General features: G+C 43.1%; 18 protein-coding genes. 11 read left to right on the plus strand and 7 right to left on the minus strand.

Going from position 1 to position 18583, the window contains the following annotated elements; all coding sequences use genetic code 11:
* Positions 1 to 5: 5 nt before the first annotated feature.
* From BUA59_RS00880 to trxC, 6 genes are all read left to right on the plus strand, one after another.
* Complete coding sequence (locus BUA59_RS00880; protein WP_342742460.1) at positions 6 to 818, plus strand: methylated-DNA--[protein]-cysteine S-methyltransferase; 813 nt, start codon at positions 6 to 8, stop codon at positions 816 to 818.
* A gap of 316 nt (positions 819 to 1134) precedes the next feature.
* On the plus strand, positions 1135 to 1710 hold the full coding sequence (locus BUA59_RS00885; RefSeq protein ID WP_072837843.1) for a helix-turn-helix domain-containing protein: 576 nt from the start codon (positions 1135 to 1137) through the stop codon (positions 1708 to 1710).
* On the plus strand, positions 1707 to 2429 hold the full coding sequence (locus BUA59_RS00890; RefSeq protein WP_072837844.1) for an AzlC family ABC transporter permease: 723 nt from the start codon (positions 1707 to 1709) through the stop codon (positions 2427 to 2429). Before BUA59_RS00885 ends, BUA59_RS00890 begins: the two co-directional genes overlap by 4 nt.
* Before the next feature lie 2 nt (positions 2430 to 2431).
* Positions 2432 to 2773 (plus strand): AzlD domain-containing protein, encoded by a 342-nt coding sequence (locus BUA59_RS00895; protein WP_072837845.1) that lies wholly within the window; start codon positions 2432 to 2434, stop codon positions 2771 to 2773.
* A 232-nt stretch (positions 2774 to 3005) separates the two neighbouring features.
* Complete coding sequence (locus BUA59_RS00900; protein WP_072837846.1) at positions 3006 to 3695, plus strand: hypothetical protein; 690 nt, start codon at positions 3006 to 3008, stop codon at positions 3693 to 3695.
* Positions 3696 to 3883: 188 nt separating this feature from the next.
* Positions 3884 to 4330, plus strand: a complete 447-nt coding sequence (gene trxC, locus BUA59_RS00905) for a thioredoxin TrxC (RefSeq protein ID WP_072837847.1) — start codon at positions 3884 to 3886, stop codon at positions 4328 to 4330.
* A 24-nt stretch (positions 4331 to 4354) separates the two neighbouring features.
* On the opposite strand, the gene BUA59_RS00910 is transcribed toward trxC, so the two are convergent.
* The 7 genes from BUA59_RS00910 to rnt form a co-directional block, all read right to left on the minus strand.
* Positions 4355 to 4612 (minus strand): YfhL family 4Fe-4S dicluster ferredoxin, encoded by a 258-nt coding sequence (locus BUA59_RS00910; RefSeq protein ID WP_072837848.1) that lies wholly within the window; start codon positions 4610 to 4612, stop codon positions 4355 to 4357.
* A gap of 10 nt (positions 4613 to 4622) precedes the next feature.
* The gene (gene trhP / locus BUA59_RS00915; RefSeq protein ID WP_139248817.1) at positions 4623 to 6035 is read right to left on the minus strand and encodes a prephenate-dependent tRNA uridine(34) hydroxylase TrhP; all 1413 of its coding nucleotides are present in this window, start codon (positions 6033 to 6035) and stop codon (positions 4623 to 4625) included.
* A 197-nt stretch (positions 6036 to 6232) separates the two neighbouring features.
* Positions 6233 to 8377 carry a TonB-dependent siderophore receptor gene (locus BUA59_RS00920; RefSeq protein WP_084122057.1) on the minus strand — a complete coding sequence of 715 codons (2145 nt, stop codon included), beginning with the start codon at positions 8375 to 8377 and terminating at the stop codon, positions 6233 to 6235.
* 214 nt (positions 8378 to 8591) lie between these two features.
* Positions 8592 to 8852, minus strand: coding sequence for an HP1242/YdcH family protein (locus BUA59_RS00925; RefSeq protein ID WP_072837849.1), 261 nt, complete (start codon positions 8850 to 8852; stop codon positions 8592 to 8594).
* A gap of 332 nt (positions 8853 to 9184) precedes the next feature.
* Entirely contained in the window at positions 9185 to 12436 is a 3252-nt protein-coding gene (locus tag BUA59_RS00930; protein WP_084122059.1) for a DUF748 domain-containing protein, read from the minus strand.
* Positions 12437 to 12480: 44 nt separating this feature from the next.
* On the minus strand, positions 12481 to 12930 hold the full coding sequence (locus tag BUA59_RS00935) for a YbaN family protein (protein ID WP_072837851.1): 450 nt from the start codon (positions 12928 to 12930) through the stop codon (positions 12481 to 12483).
* Between the two features lie 71 nt (positions 12931 to 13001).
* Positions 13002 to 13670, minus strand: coding sequence for a ribonuclease T (rnt, locus tag BUA59_RS00940; RefSeq protein ID WP_072837852.1), 669 nt, complete (start codon positions 13668 to 13670; stop codon positions 13002 to 13004).
* Between the two features lie 95 nt (positions 13671 to 13765).
* On the opposite strand from rnt, the gene BUA59_RS00945 reads away from it, so the two are divergent.
* The 5 genes from BUA59_RS00945 (at position 13766) to BUA59_RS00965 (ending at position 18533) form a co-directional block, all read left to right on the plus strand.
* Positions 13766 to 14656, plus strand: a complete 891-nt coding sequence (locus BUA59_RS00945) for a flagellar protein MotY (RefSeq protein ID WP_072837853.1) — start codon at positions 13766 to 13768, stop codon at positions 14654 to 14656.
* Positions 14657 to 14858: 202 nt separating this feature from the next.
* A complete protein-coding gene (locus tag BUA59_RS00950; RefSeq protein WP_072837854.1) occupies positions 14859 to 16091 on the plus strand; it encodes an argininosuccinate synthase in 1233 nt (410 codons plus the stop codon).
* Between the two features lie 185 nt (positions 16092 to 16276).
* Entirely contained in the window at positions 16277 to 17197 is a 921-nt protein-coding gene (locus BUA59_RS00955) for a ribokinase (RefSeq protein WP_072837855.1), read from the plus strand.
* Positions 17198 to 17244: 47 nt separating this feature from the next.
* A complete protein-coding gene (locus BUA59_RS00960; protein ID WP_072837856.1) occupies positions 17245 to 18186 on the plus strand; it encodes a nucleoside hydrolase in 942 nt (313 codons plus the stop codon).
* A 77-nt stretch (positions 18187 to 18263) separates the two neighbouring features.
* The gene (locus BUA59_RS00965; RefSeq protein WP_072837857.1) at positions 18264 to 18533 is read left to right on the plus strand and encodes an RNA recognition motif domain-containing protein; all 270 of its coding nucleotides are present in this window, start codon (positions 18264 to 18266) and stop codon (positions 18531 to 18533) included.
* The last annotated feature ends 50 nt before the right edge of the window (positions 18534 to 18583 follow it).

The following is an 18583-nucleotide window of genomic DNA, read 5'->3' on the forward strand; positions in this document are numbered from 1 at the left end:
GCGCTATGGCTTATTTGGTTGATAGGGCAGTGGATCAGCCCAGCCTTGAAGAGATAGCCGCCCATGTGCATTTGAGTCCGTATCACTTTCAAAGGCTATTTTGTCGGTGGGCGGGAACTACGCCGAAGCGCTTTTTACAGGTCCTGACATTGGAGCGAGGCAAGGTGTTGCTGGAGAATTCTCATTCCTTGCTCGAAGTATCACATGAACTTGGATTAAGTGGTAGCTCAAGGTTACATGACCATTTTGTACAGCTGGAAGCTGTCACACCTGGTGAGTATAAAAGTCGAGGTAAGCAGGTTCAAATTGAGTACGGCGTACATACCACCCCACTGGGGCCTATGTTTGTCGCGGTAACCCAGCGGGGTGTTTGCCGAGCAGAGTTCATGGACTGCAATAACATGGACGAGATGCTAGATAATTTGCATAACGCTTGGCCGCTCAGTTCAATCAGGGAGAGTCTCCCATCTACGCGCCATGTTGTTGATGCGTTTTTTGGCAGTGATACAGCCGCCAAACAAGGTCCGCTATCGATCCACGTGAAGGGGACAAATTTTCAGATCGCTGTATGGCGGGCGCTGCTAAAAATACCACCGGGCGCTGTGGCCAGCTATGCTCAGGTAGCCACAGCACTTGGTGCACCCCGATCTGCAAGAGCCGTTGGTAACGCCATTGGGGCAAATCCTGTTGCGTTACTGATTCCCTGCCACCGAGTGATACAGCAAAGTGGGGCGCTTGGTGGCTACCGTTGGGGCCCTGCCAAGAAGCTTATGGTACAAACATGGGAAAGAATGCGGGATGAAACGGTTGTACAGTAATTTAGATTGAGATGATAAATAGAGGGGGACGCCAAGCAAACGTTTCTTGATGTTCAGCAGGTATTATCATTGCCTCAGTTAGATATCGAGTAGAGCGTTATTTGCCGACAAAGAACGCATTATGACAAGTCACGTTTTGACGGCCTAAAGGCCGACCTACAAAAGTAATCGCAAATAATGTTCAGATGAGTCTATCAAAGCGTGATTCGTTGAACCTGTCTCCCTCTCCGAATCGCATCCATTTTCTACAATTCCATTGACTTTCATCTGTTCTTTATATAGAACGTTCTATATAAAGAACAATTTGAGATGCATTATGAATAAACCCATTCTCGGCTCGTTGGGTCGAAATATACAAAAATTGCGTATGGCAAAGGGGCTGTCTTTGTCTCAGCTTGCGCTAGATGCTGGGCTGGCGAAGTCTAACTTGTCTCGTATTGAGCAAGGTGAGGGCAATCCGACTTTAGAAACGATTTGGCGTTTGGCCGTACAGCTGGATGTTCCGTTTGGGGATCTTGTTGCCAGTGTGGAGTCGCCACTGGGAGAAAACGGTGTACAGGTAAGGTTGATCGATCAAGGCGAGGGGAATCCTCGCGTCGATGTGTATTGGATGTCTTGCGCGCCGAACACTGTTAAGCAATCAGAGCCGCATATTGCTGGTACGACAGAAGCCATCACCTTAATAAGTGGGAAATTGTTGGCAGGTGAAAATAATGATCTGCACCATTTGGAAATTGGCAAAGCCCATACTTTTGCGGCCGATGTTCCGCACTGTTATCAAACTGACGATTCATGGGCGACCTTAATGGTGGTCATTACCTATGCTAAACAGGACAGCACTAAACAGGCTGATGCTAAACAGAACGATGCCATACAGGAGGTAAAATCATGAGTACGACAACCCAAATTCTTGCCGGAACACCTTGGAAGCAGGGTGTAAAAGACGCGATTCCGTTACTTGGCGGTTATATTCCGGTGGCCATTTCTTTTGGTCTGATTTCCGTTCAGTCTGGCTTTAGTGTGTTAGAGACTATTCTTATCTCTGCCTTTATTTATGCAGGCGCATCACAGTTTCTTTTTGTTGCTATGGCCGCTTCTGGCGCACCTCTATGGCTGGTGGTCATCATGACGTTGTTAATTAATGCACGGCACATTGTTTATGGGCCAAATCTTTCACCCTACCTAAATCATGATAAGAAGTGGCTTCCACTCATGCATGGTTTAACGGATCAGATCTTTGCGCTTGCTCATGCCCGTTTGCCTCAGCTTCCAGATCAGGCGCGGATAGGCTGGTACACTGGCGCGGCGGTGTTGGCTTGGCTGAGTTGGGTTGCTGGTACCGCACTGGGTGCCATTGCCGGTGACGAATTGACGCAACGTTGGCCATTAATCAACGATATTTTGCCATTTGCACTACCAGCGCTGTTTTTCGTTTTAATCGTTCCACGTTGCAATAATCGTCTATGGACACTGACGATTGCCTTGTCAGCTGTTGCCTCTGTAATTTTGAAAATGTTAGGTTACCCGAATGTCGCTATTCCATTAGCCGCGATGAGCGGTGCAGTGCTGTTTTATGCGTTAAAGAATCGACGTATTTTGGGAGGACAATGAGTATGGATACATCTATGTGGTTGGCACTTGTCAGCATTGCCATTGGCACGTATTTGCTTCGCCTCTTGCCGTATATTTGGATGAAACGAAGCTTGGCGAAGAGACAAACGGAGGACGGCATAGGATCAATGCCGACTTGGTTAACTATATTGGGACCCACCATGATCGCTGCAATGTTTGGTACTTCTTTAGTGCCTACTCACTCTGATGCTTTGTCATGGCTAGCGACTGGTCTTGGGATACTGGTTACCTTTGGAGTGTGGACGCGCACACGATCTATGGGCTTGCCTATTTTATTTGGGGTCGTGGCATTTGGAATGGTGACGCTAATTTTACCTATATGAAAAAAATAGATTGCTAAGACAATAAATAGACAAGTCAATTTGTGGTAGATGAAAAGCTAAGTTTTTTCATTTGCCACAAAACCCCTCTAAAACATTTCCTCCTATGGATAGCTTGTTGTCTCCACTCAAGGTACATTGGTTACTCGATCTGTACATTTATTAAGATCGACATTGGTTAGTTAAGGCCTACCAGCGTTATTTCCTGGGATATTGGCGTTCAAAGGAGTGCGAGATGCAAGCTAAGTTTACCGTTCAAATTGATTCTTTCCATAAAATCAGCAACATTCAAAATGCGTGGTCCCATGAGGATTATCGTGCCCTAATGAGCATTATGGATTTTGATGATGATGTGGATAAAATGGACGCGGCAGAGCTCAGAGAAATGTGCATGATGTCACTAAATGATCTTGAGCCTGCGGATGCCGCAAAGGCAGTGCTGACTCATTTATTCCCTGAGTTATCTAAAGGGAAAATAGATCAAATTAGCCACGATATGATTGATGATCGTTCGTGGGAAGAGTATCCAGATTGCTTATTTCATGAGCGTTTCTTTAGTGCTTATGCCTTATTGCGCGAAGCTTTTAATGGGATATTTGCAAAGCCAACAGGTGTTGAGCTTGTCATTACGGTTGCCGCTGAACGTGTTGAAGACATGGCGATTTTTGATGAGTCATTACATTCTTCAATTGTGCGGTTATTGGCTAGCGGACAAGGCGATGATGCGTTAATCAATCGCTTATACGAAGACCAAATCAAAGGGACGAAGTTTCCCGAAGCTCCGGGTCTGGTGTGGCAGTTGAAGCAGATAGCAGACGCTGGTTTAACGCGTCAATTTAGTTTGGTTAGTTCCTATTTTTGGATGGAAAACTTCGAACAAGTTGAAAGCTTTGATGCAGTGTCTCATGCAGACGAAGAAAATTAGTCTAATAGCGTGAGTTGAATCAGTCTTACTAAGACGACAGAAAGCGGATCAAATGATTCGCTTTCTACTTTTCGAACTTGGCAATAATTAGGTATTTCGATTCAAATCAGGTTTTAATAATAGGCATCAGATCTATTTTTTAAACATTACTTTTTTATGAACGAAAGTACTTAATCACGAGGTTTAAGATGACCAATTCCCCTATTCAAATTGTTTGTCAAAGTTGCACTACAAAAAATCGCGTACCTAAAGATAAGCTTGGCAATAAACCTCTTTGTGGGAAGTGTAAGCAGCCAGTTCTTTCTACAAGTCCTGTTAAAGGAAGTGATCAAAACTTTAGACGCTATATTACAGATAATGACCTTCCTGTTGTGGTGGACTTTTGGGCATCTTGGTGTGGACCATGTCAGCAATTCGCGCCAATTTTCGAACAAGTAGCAGGTGAAATGTCGATACAAGCTTGTTTCTTGAAGCTAGATACTGAGCAGAGCCAAACAACGGCTGGTGGTTATAATATTCGTTCTATTCCTACTCTAATGATATTTCATCATGGCAAAGAAGTGGCGCGTCTATCTGGCGCTTTGCCAAAAGCACAGTTTCAACAATGGTTAGCGCAGAATTTGCCAGCGGTTTAAGATGTTTTGGATATTGGCAGGACGTTAAACGCTGGTATCAAAATGCATTTCTACAAACTTCTCGTATAACGCTTCTTCGGTTTCACGTCTGTCAGGGTCGGGTTTTACACAGTCGATCGGGCAGACGGCGACGCAGGTGGGTTGGTCGTAGTGACCAACACATTCTGTGCATTTATCTGGATCGATGACATAAATCTTCGCGCCCATGGTGATGGCTTCGTTCGGACATTCTGGTTCGCACATGTCGCAGTTTATGCATCGATCGTTGATTAATAATGCCATGCTGTAACCTTTACGCGGTTACGCTTGCATGAGGTTGGCGGGTGGTTTGTCCTTCCGCTAGATTTCTTAATAAGATACCCATAGACGCCTCGATACCTTGAGGACAAGGAATAGAAACCACATGACCACTGCCTTTGGCGACGTCGATAGGGTGACCTTGTTTGTCGTTTAGTTCGCTTAATTGAAAGGTGACATTGCCTTTGGGTGTCATCAGTTCCAAGGAGTCGCCAACACTGAAGCGATTTTTCACTTCGATGGTGAGTGAATCGGCGTTGGTTGCTATGACTTCGCCGACAAACTGTTGCTGTTCGCTGATGGAGTTACCCGTTTCATAGTTTTGCAAATCCACATGGCGATGGCGTTGTAAAAAGCCATCGGTGTAACCTCGGTTGGCAAGGTTTTCCAAGCTGCTAATGAGGCCTTTATCGAAGCTTTTGCCAGCGACAGCGTCGTTAATGGCTTGGCGGTATATTTGTGCAGTTCTGGCGCAATAGTAAAATGACTTGGTGCGGCCTTCGATTTTTAAAGAATGTACGCCCATTTTGACCAGACGTTCTACGTGTTGAATGGCGCGTAAGTCTTTTGAGTTCATGATGTAAGTGCCATGTTCGTCTTCAAACGCTGGCATGTATTCGTCTGGACGACCGCGTTCCTGTAGTAAAAAGAGCTGATCGCTTGGCTCTTGAATTTGTACGGCAGACGCTTGAGCTTGCAATGAAGTGCCGCTGCTAGCAATGATCTGGCCAACGTCATCTTGTGTTGCTTCGTGGGCATTGTATTCCCAGCGACACGCATTTGTGCAAGCGCCTTGGTTTGGATCGCGTTTGTTCATGTAACCCGATAGCAGGCAGCGGCCAGAGTAGGCCATGCACAACGCGCCATGAACAAAGACTTCTAGTTCCATATCTGGCACTTTTAGGCGGATTTCTTCGATTTCATCTAGTGATAGTTCACGCGATAAAATAACGCGAGAAATACCTTGTTGTTGCCAGAATTTAACTGTTGCCCAGTTGACTGCATTGGCTTGTACTGAGAGGTGAATCTGTTGATCGGGAAAGGCTTCGCGAACCATCATGATAAGGCCTGGATCAGACATGATGAGCGCGTCTGGTTTGAGGTCAATAACCGGTGCTAAGTCTTGCAAGTAGGTTTTTAATTTTGCATTGTGAGGTGCAATATTGCTCACCACATAGAGCTTTTTGCCCAGCTCGTGTGCTTCATTAATGCCAATGCCAAGTTTTTCCAAATCAAACTCGTTATTGCGCACTCTTAACGAGTAACGTGGTTGTCCTGCGTAAACAGCATCTGCGCCGTAAGCGAATGCATAACGAAGGTTTTTTAACGAACCTGCTGGAGATAATAGCTCAGGTCTAAATACTTCAGGCTTAAAGCTTTCTTGCTGTGACATTTTTTCTTGAGACATAAGGCTCACCGATCGATCAAAACGCGCGGAGTTTACCTGTGTGTTAATTGAACTCAAGTGATGATGGCGGGATTGGTGGCTTAAATAATGTCTGTTTGATCTAGGTCAAATTTCATCAATTACAGAGAAAAATTTAAGGTGCCAGATTCCCTTAATAAGCTAAAAGAATCTGACCCTGTTATTGCGTCTTTACTCAGTTAGAAGTCGTACGCGGCTGAGATGTAAACTCGACGACGTTCACCAACAAATGAACCAATTTTATCGGTGAAACCGCTGACAGCGTATTCTTTATCTAACAAGTTTTTGACGTTCAGCTGGAATTTCCAATCCTGCCATTTTGTCTGCCATGACATGTCGTAAACCGTGTAAGGTTTGACTATTTGATTATTGCGGTTCTTTTGTTGGCTAACGTAATCTGCGCCAAAAGCAATAGAGGAATCTATGCTCGGGAAGTCGTAGCGACTCCAAAGGCCGAGTTGATGATAAGGCGTGTTGGCAAAATATACGCCATCTGCAGCATCGGTTACTTTCACATCGTTGTAGGCATAACTGACATTAGCTACCCAGCGAGGTGTGATATCAGCCAGTGCATCAACTTCAAAACCTTGACTGCGGATTTTACCGATAGAAATATACTTACTTGTATCATCCGTATCCTTTTGAAGGATGTTTTTACGGTCGATATGGTAAACAGCTAGGTTGATATTAAGTTTGTTATTGAAGAAGTAGCTACGGACACCTGCCTCTAGCTGTTGGCTTTCTTCAGGATCAAAAAACTCTCCGTTTTTTGAGTTAGCTTGTTTCTCTGCTTCTTGTGGTACGAAACCTGTCGAGAATGAGGTGTAAGGCTTCCAGTTGTCATTGATTTTATAGGTTGCACCGATTCGGCTGGAGTAACCTGTGTCGTCATACTCTTGCTTAGCGGAACTGGAAGTGTGGTCTTGGTATTGTTCTTCAAAACGGTCAATACGAGCGCCAGCTAGTAAGTCTAGCTGATTTGTGATTTTCCATTGGTCTTGAATATATAAGCCAATTTGGTCTGTAGTGGTGGTTTCATCAGTTTTTAAGTGCATGGTGTAGCTATTGACGTCATCTTGGCCGTAGATAGGGTCAGTTAGGCTAAGATTGGAAACGCCATCAGCTTTATTTGCGTAACTGTAGAGAAAGCTATTTTTCTGATGAAAATAATCACCTCCGACTAACACTGTATGATCACCTAGCTCGGCGATTAAATTGCCAGCAAATGTAATGCCTTTGCGAGTACGGACTTGATCTCGGTATTGTCGTTGTGTTGAATCTATGGTGCCATCGCTATTGCTATCTAGCAGTTTGTTTATTTCATGATATTTCTGAGTCTCTGTGTTTTCGAAGTAGCGAACTGAGAAATTGCTGTCTAGCCATGAGTTTATGCTGTGGTCTAAACGCGTTTGAAAGACTTGCGCGTCTAGCTCTTGGAAATCGGATTTTTCGTTATTATTCCAAGACGTGTCAGCCAAGAAGTTGCCATCATCATCGGTTGGAATGCCGCGTAAGCGGGCACCGGAGATGTATTGATGAATGTCTGTGTATTGAACGGTGAGGGTATTGTTTTCATCGATGTCCCAAGCGTAACCAAGATCGATAATTCGGTTTTCTTCTTCGACATTATTACGATAGGAATCTTGACCGTCGGAGTAAATACCAACACGGTAGCGTTGCGATGCGTCTTCATTGGCTGGGCCAGAGGATTCGATGCTACCACTTAAAAAATCTTTATTGCCAGCGCTGACTTTTAGAGTGTTTTTCTGTTCATACGCCGGCTTTTTAGTCACATAGTTAATGACGCCACCAGGTTCGCCTGCGCCATAGGCTGCACCAGATGGACCTTTAAGGACTTGTATTTGTTCTATGGTAAACAGCTGAGGAATTGAAAAGTCACCAAAAGGGTCGCCTTTCAGACCGTCATAGAGTACTTCGTCTTGGCTAAAGCCTCTTAAGGTCACAGTGGAAACGTTATTTTGCGACATACCTGAAATGGATCGATAAAGATCGGTGATCTGTCGTGCAGCCTGGTCTTCAATCAAAGCCTCAGTAACCACTTGAACAGACTGTGGTGTTTTATCAATGGGAGTTGATGTTCGAGTGGCAAGTGCAGCTTCATCTTCTTTGTAATAAGACAGAGCACGGCCTTGTACCTGAAGTGTTTGAAGTTCTATGTTGGATCCATCCTTAATTTTGTTATCTCCATCATTGAGATAACTGTCTTGTGTGATGTTGTTTGCAGCATTTTCGGCAAAAATCACAGTAGAAAAAACAAGCGCACCACAGGCTTGCATCATCATTAAGGTGGTTCTTAACGTCATAGGAAAACCAAGTTGAATTGAATGAGTTGCGTATAATAGTGTTTATGATATTCATTTTCAAATAGGAGTTGATTTACAAAAGATTCAAAATGCAGAGTTAATCGCTATTAACGTTAATACTATATTAGGGAGAGAGATAAGGTAGAAGGTGAATTATTAAAAAACAGAGGGAAGGCAGAGCGGCTTTGTATACAAAAGCCGCTCTGCTTGAAGACTAGGCTTTTTCAGCAGCGAGTTTTGACGCTTTAATGTAGCCTTGTATGGTGTCTTTTAGTTGAAGGCGTTGTTTCTTTAACTTTTCTTCTTCAATCGTAGTAGCCGGGATAATTTCCTGCTCCATTTTTTCCACTTCTTTTGTTAAGTGGTTATATTCATCATAGAGCTTTTTAAAATGTGCATCATCCATTTTTAGCTGGTGGATGTCTTCTTTGTATTCAGGAAATTCGTTTACTAAATTATGGTCTTCAATCGGCATAATTGCCTCCTATACTTGCTGGCTTTCGTTTAAGACTAACCTAGTTAGGTTAGTCTTCTCTTGATGTTGGTCAGGTTTTATTCACTCTTTAAAAAATTAACTAATAAAGAATGTAACCAATTACTTTGCTAAATAGGGATTTCAAACGCTGCTTATACAGTTATGGCCCGTTTATTTCAGTTTTCAATGGAGAGTGTTAAGTCTAGATGACGTTGCACTATATCGTGGGTTTCTTTGCGTCTTTTTGACATTAAAAAGCCGCGATAGAGGTTTCTATCGCGGCTAACTTGGTAAATTTTATTGGTATTAAAGAGCTTCTAAAGATAGGTGACTTAAAAATTCAGTTCTATCCTTGGTTTGCTGCTTTTAGATAGATCCACTTCGGGTGAGCAAAGAAAAACTCGTGAAGACGAAATACCTTCTTTCACCAAATAGTCTTTCAAATGATCGGCACGTTTTTGTGCTAGATTGCTTGCGGTTTCCTTCGTGTCGTTATCGATAGATACAGGTGGTTTTTCAAGGCCCAGATCGAGATAACTAGCAACGCCGCAGGCTTTTAGCTGGCTGTCTTTTTTGTCTTTCATTAAGGTAACAAGTTGCTTTAAAAAGGCATCTTGCGAATCGTTTAACTTGTCATCTTCAGCTTCAAAAATTAAAGGTTCAACACGGATCTTGAGTAGTTGATCACCGGCTAATTGAGCAATGCTAATAACATTGGCGTATGGCACAAAAGTTTGCATCAAGTAGGTGCTTGATGCGCTAAATAGCGCTTTACGCACAGGTAAGAGCAAGAAGTCCTGCCAGCCGAATTCAGGTTTTTCAATATCGCCCGATAGAGGAATATCTAAATCAATATTGTTGTCGCTGTCTTTTAAAACGCTCACGGCGATATTAAGCGGAACAGCACCAGCCTTGATAACGGAGCTGCTTTCTTTGCGTCCGCCAAGGTCGAATTCTCTTAATACAATATGGGAGTTGCCACTCAACACTCCGCTATCTGCGTTGAGTTTTAAGTCTAGATCCAGTTGTCCAGAGTCTATTTGGTAGCCTAAAACATTAGCAATATAAGAGGAATAGGGTGGCAATTCGGCTTCACGAATAACCAAGTCACTTTTTAAGGTGAGTTTATCAGCTAGTGGCCAAATAGTTATGTCACTCTGTAGAGTGGCGTATTTACCATTGCGCGCTTTTAGCGCCAATACTGTGGCTTGGTCTTTTTTCTGCGTATTTAGATTGCGCAATGATAGTGTGTCGATGTCTAAAGAACGTTGCAATGTAGGAGAAATACTCTTGTCTTGCACATAAATACTGGATGCTCCAGTTGTATCGTAGGCATCCAAAATTACGTAATAAGGTGCTTTAAATGCAGGATTTTGTTCCGCATCCTGAGTGTTGCTAACGGCATTTTTAGCGTCTTTTTCTCTTGGAACGTTTGGATTCTTTAGTACAGGCTCAGGCGTATTTTGCTGTTCTACATCGACAAAAACGAGGTTTTCTATACGCTTTTGAGCATCCAATATTAGGCTTACTTTGGCTGAATCCGTAGTGATCTGTTTGATTTTAGCGCCATCTTGAGTAGCTTCAATTTTTTCTACGTTGATACTGCCGATATGGCTTAACGGTGGAAGTGTTTGTTTGTTACCTGCATCCGCAACCAATTCGGAAACAGTTAAATCCATGACGCTTAATTGGGCTAATGAGGCGTCAAAGTCTTTATCTTGCTGAGTAAACGAAAGGCCACTAATGTCGGCATTCTTCCAAGAGGCAATGCGCTTTTTATTCGTCAACATGCTGTCCAGTGATTCACTGGTAAAGTTGAGGTTAGTACCTTTTATTGCTGGAGACTGTTGATTAGCTTGCTCTACATCTAATTGGTCTGCAGTCAGTTTGGCGGCACCTAATGAGAATTGTTTCTCGTCACTTTGTGTCCCTTTCAAGCCTTTAATATCGATAGACAATTGGCTATTTTGAGCTGAAAGTGTGTCGCCATTTTTTTGCAGAGAAAGCGTATTTGATAAATTGAACGTGGCGTAGTCGGCCGTATTTCCGGCTTGTTGTACGGATAGACCATGACTTTGTATTTCCGCAAGTAAAGAGGCGGTAAGAGCTTGATCGTTATCCATAGTAAGAGCGATATCGTTTAATGCAATGTGCAGTTGCTGGTTTTGTACAGCAAGGCTTTCTGATGATAGGGAAAGCTCATTCATGTCCAGTATTGTTGAGGCAGCATTTGCGGTCAGCCCCGACTGTTTATCCTGTTTGACATCGAAAGGCGTGTTAAACGTCAGATTATCAAATTGTACGTTTTGCTCAGCTTGAGCAAAGCTGGATTTTCCTAACTGTAAATCAAGGTTTCCGCTGGCAGCTAATCCAAGCTCATTCTGCTTAATATCAAATGGGGTGTTTAGTGTAAGCATATCAAGCTGGGCTTTTTGCTCTGCCTGAGTAAAGAGCGGCTGCTCTAACTGCACATCTAGTTTTCCACTTGCTGCTAATCCCTGTTTATCACGTTTAACATCGAACGGCGTGTTTAGGGTTAGCTTATCAAACTGTGCAGCTATATCCGCCTGTGCAAAGAATGACTGCGTAGACTGCAGGTTAATAGTTCCAGTCGCGGCCAATTGTTCAGCGGAAACAAAGCGGGCATTGGCTTTTGATATCGATAGTGACGTAGATTTGGTGGAAACTTTGTCTTGTTCGCCTAATGGTAAATTTAGGTTATCAACTTGAGTGTTTAAAGTTAGGTTTTTAACATCAAAAACAGGTGCGCCATTCACTTGCTGTTGTGAAAATTGAAAGCTTCCAGCGAGATCCAATTGGCCTTTGCCTTCGTTGTAAGGTGAAGGTAAAAAGTGGCGAAAGCTCTCTATCAGCAAACGCGTATTTTTAATGTCGACGTCTGCGCTCGCTTGTACTGGTGAATAATCAAACTTGCTTTCTAAGGACAGCGTGGTTTCATTGACTAGAGTAGATAAAGCAACCTCGCCTTTCCATGATAGTTCTTGGCCGGATAGATCTTTTATAGATAGATTAGTTAAGACGAATTTATCTAATTCGGCAGGGACGTTTAAGTCTGGTTGACGAGATAGGTTAACTTGGCTGTCAGTGAATGAAAATGAAGGCAGTTTTATTGTCCAAGGCGCACTTGGGTTTTCTGCGGTTTCTTCTGTTGCTTCTGGTTCTTGTTGATCTTCAGGTGTGATGAATTGAGAAGTATTAATACCTGCAATAATCCAGTCTTTCTCGTGCTGGGCAACTACTAAGTTTAAACCTTCAATTTTGGCTTCTGAGATATGAACTGTTTTAGTTAAAAGCGGCCATATTTCGACTTCAAAAATAGCGCGTTTAAGAGTGAGAGTATCTTGGTTTTTGTCATTGATGACGATATTTTTCAAATCAACTTTAGGGGGGAAGAAGTCAATAGACAGCTTGCCAACGGTAACATTTTCGTCTTGCTCTTGAAAATAAGCTATCAAATAGTGCTCTGCTATAAATGGAGCAGCTAGCCACATTGCGCTAGTGAGACCAGTCAGAGCCGCAAATGGATAAAAGACAAAGTGTCGAAAATGTCGGCGTGTCATCATAAAGTGCCTTTCTGCTTTCTAAATAGTAAATAAGTGAATATGGATTAGCTGGTTCTGTCTTTGTCTTCGGTGCTTTTTAATGCTTTTTCTGTTTCTGTTTCTGTTGTGTTTTCTGTGATTAGTGGGCTTTCAGAACGAATAGGCATGCGTAATAAATAGGTGCTTACACAGAGCCCTATGGTGATTAATCCTATGGTTGCCCATAAGCGAGAAACAATAAAGATCGAAATCGCCATACCTGCCCACATAAAAATGATGGCGCGGTTTCTTGCTTTACGAGGAATGCCATCTGAGGATTGCCAGTCGCGTACAATCGGGCCAAAGAATTTGTGTTCCATGAGCCAAGTATGGAATCGTACAGAGGAGCGAGAAAAACACCAAGCAGCGAGTAATACCAGCGGCGTAGTAGGAAGCAAGGGGAGAAAAATACCAATAATGCCAGTGATCAGAGAGAACCACCCCAGCATCAGATATAAGATTCGCTTTCCTTGCATAGTAATGTCCGCTTAATAGGTAAAAAAAGAAAAGTGGGCTTTAATAACTCAAGCCCATTCTCATTATGACGTTATTTTCCTGAATGGAAAATAGCCGCCATACTATCTTCGGCTTCATTTTCAACCAAAGGCCAGCCGCCTAAACGTTTTAAACGGTTAACCATTTCACAAAATAGTTCTGCAGTTTTTTCAGTATCATATTTCGCAGAATGTGCTTCTGAGTTACTAAACGGAATAGAAGCCGCTTCACACGCTTTCGCTAATACGGTTTGCCCAAACACTAATCCAGCGAGACTTGCAGTATCGAAGCTAGAGAATGGGTGGAATGGGTTACGTTTAATGTCGGCTCGTTCAATCGCGGCATTCAAAAAGCCGTGGTCAAAAGCTGCATTATGACCAACTAGGATGGCACGTTTACAGCCGACAGACTTTAGTTCTTTTCGAACTTTACTAAACATTTGATTGAGAGCTTCAGTTTCTGGCATGTCTTGTCTGCCAGGAGCAAAAGGGTCAATGCCAGTAAAGTCCAGCGCCGCTTTTTCAAGGTTTGCACCCTCAAATGGCTTGATCAAAAAATCCAATGTTTCGTGGATATATAAGTCGCCATTTTCATCCATTCGCAGGATGCTGGCCGCCATTTCTAATAAAGCATCTGTTTTTTGATTAAAGCCTGCGGTTTCTACGTCGATAACAACAGGTAGGAAGCCGCGGAATCTATCTTTGATTTCATGGTTTGACAAAAGAAGGTCCTTAATTCTGCCGCTTGATCAACAGTAACGGTATACAATAGGATCGGATCATAACACATTTGATAATGCTTGAACGAGATGTCTAAATGGGAATTCCCCAACAACTTCTAATTCGCACCACATTTTTATTGGCTATTGGCATGGCATGTACGCAGGCCAATGCCATAACTCATTACCAATCTGGTATTTCGGATTCTGAGTGGCTACTTTCGGGCGATATTTTTTCGTGCAGTTTAACGCACCCCGTGCCGAATTACGGTGAAGGCCACTTCATAAAAGAAGCTGGCGAACCTATGAAATTCATTTTGCAGCCGCAGAACGAAAAACTCGGCCCAGGTCAGGTTTATATTATTTCTCAAGCACCAGATTGGTCGCCAGGTTTAAAGCCAGAAACCTTAGAAATTTTACCTTACCCAGGTTACGGTTTAACGGTTGAAGTAGGTGGACGAGTCGCTGAACGGATGCTAACAAGTTTGGATCGTGGGCGTCATCCTGTTGTGGCAGGAACCGCTTGGGAAAATAATCGTGAAACGATAGAAGTGGGTTTGTCGAATATTAACTTTGCGCCTGCTTACAATGAGTTTAGACGCTGCTTGTCTAGTCTGTTGCCAGTAAATTATGACCAGATTGCCAGAACAGCGGCCTTGTTTCCGACCAATGGCGTGAATCTTACGGATCGAATTAAGGCTCGTCTGGATCTTGTCGCCTTGTATGTTTCTTCTGACCCAAGTGTTGAATACATCTACATTGATGGTCATACGGATGTTATAGGTTCTCGCCGAGATAACCGTGAGTTGTCAAAAGTTAGGGCAGAAAAAGTCACCTCTTATCTATTAGAGAAAGGTGTTCCTGCGGGAAAAATTATTTCTCGATATCATGGTGAACGCTATCCTTCCACCACGAATAATACGGCCCAAGGTCGAGAACGTAACCGACGAGTAACGATTCGCTTAGAGAAATCATCTGAGTCGAGTTAATTTATAAATTATTATAGATTTCTGTGATTTGCTAAAAGAGCCTCGTTTTGCCGAATTATATGTGCAAAACGGGGCTTTTTACTTGCTAAGCAAGAATCGAGATCTTACACTTACTGCCCCTTTTTTAAATTTTTTGCGCCGCCATGTTCTGGTTTGAAGGCACTGGTGAGGGAGCGCGAGCTCGTTGAGGAGAATAGAGATAATGTCTGACGTGAAGAAGGTAGTGCTTGCCTATTCTGGCGGCCTGGATACTTCCGTAATCGCGAAGTGGCTTCAAGAAGAGTATAACTGTGAAGTGGTTACCTTTACCGCTGATTTGGGTCAGGGTGAGGAAGTTGAACCAGCTCGTGCTAAAGCTCAAGCGTTGGGTATTAAGGAAATCTACATTGAAGATTTGCGCGAAGAGTTTGTTCGCGACTTCGTTTTCCCAATGTTCCGTGCCAACACTATTTATGAAGGCGAATACCTATTAGGTACGTCTATTGCGCGTCCTCTGATCGCTAAACGTTTGATCGAGATTGCCAATGAAACTGGTGCCGATGCGATTTCTCACGGCGCAACAGGTAAAGGTAACGACCAAGTACGTTTTGAGCTTGGCGCTTACGCATTGAAACCTGGTGTTAAAGTGATTGCTCCTTGGCGTGAATGGGATCTAACGTCTCGTGAAACCCTAATGGCATACTGTGAAGAGCATAAAATCCCAGTAGATTTTTCTACTAAAAAGAAAAAATCTCCTTACTCTATGGACGCAAACTTACTGCACATTTCTTTTGAAGGTGATCAGTTAGAAGATCCATGGACAGAGCCAGAAGACGACATGTGGCGTTGGTCTGTCTCTCCAGAAAATGCTCCAAACGAACCAACTTACATCGAAATTGGTTACGAAAAAGGCGATCCTATTTCTATCAATGGCGAAGCAATGTCTCCAGCGACTATCTTGGAAACATTAAACAAGGTTGGTGGCGCGAATGGTATTGGTCGTGTTGATATCGTAGAAAACCGTTTTGTTGGTATGAAAGCCCGTGGTTGTTATGAAACACCTGGTGGCACCATCATGATGAAAGCACACCGTGCGATTGAGTCTATTACCCTAGACCGCGAAGCGGCGCATTTGAAAGATGAGATGATGCCTCGTTACGCTAAGTTGATATACAACGGTTTCTGGTGGTCAGAAGAGCGTCGTATGATGCAAGCTTTGATCGACACATCACAAAAATACGTTAGCGGTACAGTTCGTCTGAAATTGTACAAAGGTAACGTAAGTGTTGTTGGTCGTCAGTCTGAAAACAGCTTGTTCGACAGCAAAATTGCTACTTTTGAAGATGATGCTGGCGCTTACGATCAGAAAGATGCAGCAGGCTTTATTAAGCTAAACGCACTACGTATGCGTATTGCCGCTCAGAAAGGTCGTGGTTTTCTAGATAACGACAAGTAACCACTTGTTGATTTAGAAAAATAAGCTTTCAAAAAACGCTCCATTCTTGCAGAATTGGAGCGTTTTTTATTTTTGTACACTTGGTCAGTATTCGCTGGTTAATTGACATAGCATGTCGCTTTGCAGAATGAGCAGTAGAATAAAATGTGCCGATACGATGCACGCTGATCTGAAGGAAGAGAATTATGACAATTTATAACTTTGGTTCGATTAACCTCGACCACCTTTATCAGCTAGATCATTTTGTCCGCCCCGGCGAGACCATGGCTTCTAATAGCTATCAGTGTTTGTTAGGTGGCAAAGGAGCAAACCAATCTGTTGCACTTGCTAAAGCGGGCGCTGACGTAAAGCATGTCGGTGCGATTCATCACAGTGATCAAGCTGTTATTGATCAGTTAGAATCCCTTGGTGTGGATACAGGGCTGATAAAGCGAATTGATGTGCCAACGGGTCATGCGATTATTCAGCTAACCAAAGAAGCGGAAAACTCGATCATTCTATACCAAGGCGCGAACCATGCGCTGACGGAAGAACAAGTTGATCAAGTATTATCACAGGCAAACGCTGGTGATTGGGTGTTGCTGCAAAACGAAACGAACCTTATCGAATACATCATGCGCAAAGCGCAAGAGAATAAAGTTAAGGTCGCGTTTAACCCAGCACCAATGGACGCTGAATTGACCAAAAAAGTACTTGGTTTTGTTGACCTATTAATCGTTAACGAAGTTGAAGCCATGGATTTAATTGGCACAACGGACATAGACAGCACCATCGTTGCTTTCCCTAAAGCTTACCCTGAACTGGCCGTGTTAATGACCCTTGGCAAAGCGGGTGTGTGCTACTTTACTGGAAAAGAGAGCGATCAAGAGAACAATTATGAAGGTGGTTTGTCAGTAAAGGCATTTTCTGTTGAAGCGGTTGATACCACGGCGGCTGGCGATACGTTTATTGGTTTTTGCTTGTCTTCTCTAATGAATGGCGAAGACATGACGCAGGCGATCACTCGCGCCTGTGCTGCATCTGCTATTTGCGTTACTCGTTTAGGCGCTGCGTCATCTATACCAACACAAGATGAAGTGACGGCCTTTCTTGCCAAAAACAGTTAGCCAAAAACAGTTAGCCAAAAATGTATAGTTAAAAGAGGAAGTGAAACATGGCTCGTAAAATTATTATTGATACAGATCCAGGTATAGACGATGCAATGGCGATCTTCTTCGCCTTTCAAGCACCACAGCTTGATGTATTAGGTCTAACAACAACGTTTGGTAATGTGTCTGTGGATTTGGCAACACAAAATGCCATCACATTGACTGAGATTGCTAAGGTAAATGTACCGGTTGCCAAAGGCGTAGCTGTACCAAGCAAGATTGCACCTCGTCCACATCCTGATTTTGTACACGGCAAAGATGGCTTTGGTAATATTGATTGGCCAGCACCAAAAGGTAAGGCAATCGAGAAAAGCGCAGCGCAGTTTATTGTTGATACTGTGCGTGAATTCCCAGGTGAAGTAACCATTATCGCTCTTGGGCCATTAGGTAACTTGGCAAAAGCTTTAGAGCTTGATCCAGAAGTGGCGAACTTGGTTGATGAAGTTGTGCTGATGGGTGGAACTGCGATTGAATATGGTAACGTATCGCCTGTGGCAGAAGCGAATATCATGAATGACCCACATGCTGCGGATCTTGTTTTTACAGCTGCTTGGCAAGTTACCATGATTGGCCTAGATGTCACTCATCAGGTGTTATTAGACAATTCAGTATTAGAGCGTATTAAGAAAGCCAACCCGACTGAAGGTGGTTTCTTGTATGATTGTGCTCAACATTATATTAATTTCTATAGCAGCCGCTTTGATATGGATGGTTGTTATTTCCATGATGCATCAACTATTGCTTATGTTATGGATCCGAGCATTTTTGGCGTAGAGCTTGGCGCTGTTCGTGTTGCGTGTGAAGGTATCGGCATTGGGCAAACTATTTTTGCACCACAAGGCATGAGCTTCCCTGAACCGCATTGGAACGATGTACCGATGACACAAGTTTGTATGGAAGTGGACAGTAAAAAATTATTAACCTTGTTTGAGACAACATTGTCTTAAAACGTTAGAATGGCACAATCAAACTCGAAGGCATGGTAAGTAACTTCCATGCCTTTTTTATTTATAAAGAGAAAAATATGAAATTATTAGTAAGAAACCTTGCCCGTAACACCACAGAAGACGAATTGAGAAGTTTGTTTGCCGTTCACGGTACTTTGCAATCTTGTACTATCGTGATGGACAAAGAAACAGGTGAATCGAAAGGCTTTGCGTTTGTTGAAATGCCAAAAGTAGGTGAAGCGAAAGTAGCAATCAAAACGCTAAACGGTATGGACGTTGATGGCTCTAAAATTCGCGTTAAAAAAGCAGAAGATACCGCTAAAAAAGATGAAAGCGACGCTGAATAAATAATCGTAAATCTTTATTCATCAGAATGAATAAAGAGAAGAACGACCCG

The sequence above is a fragment of the Marinomonas polaris DSM 16579 genome (assembly GCF_900129155.1).
Lineage (GTDB): Bacteria > Pseudomonadota > Gammaproteobacteria > Pseudomonadales > Marinomonadaceae > Marinomonas > Marinomonas polaris.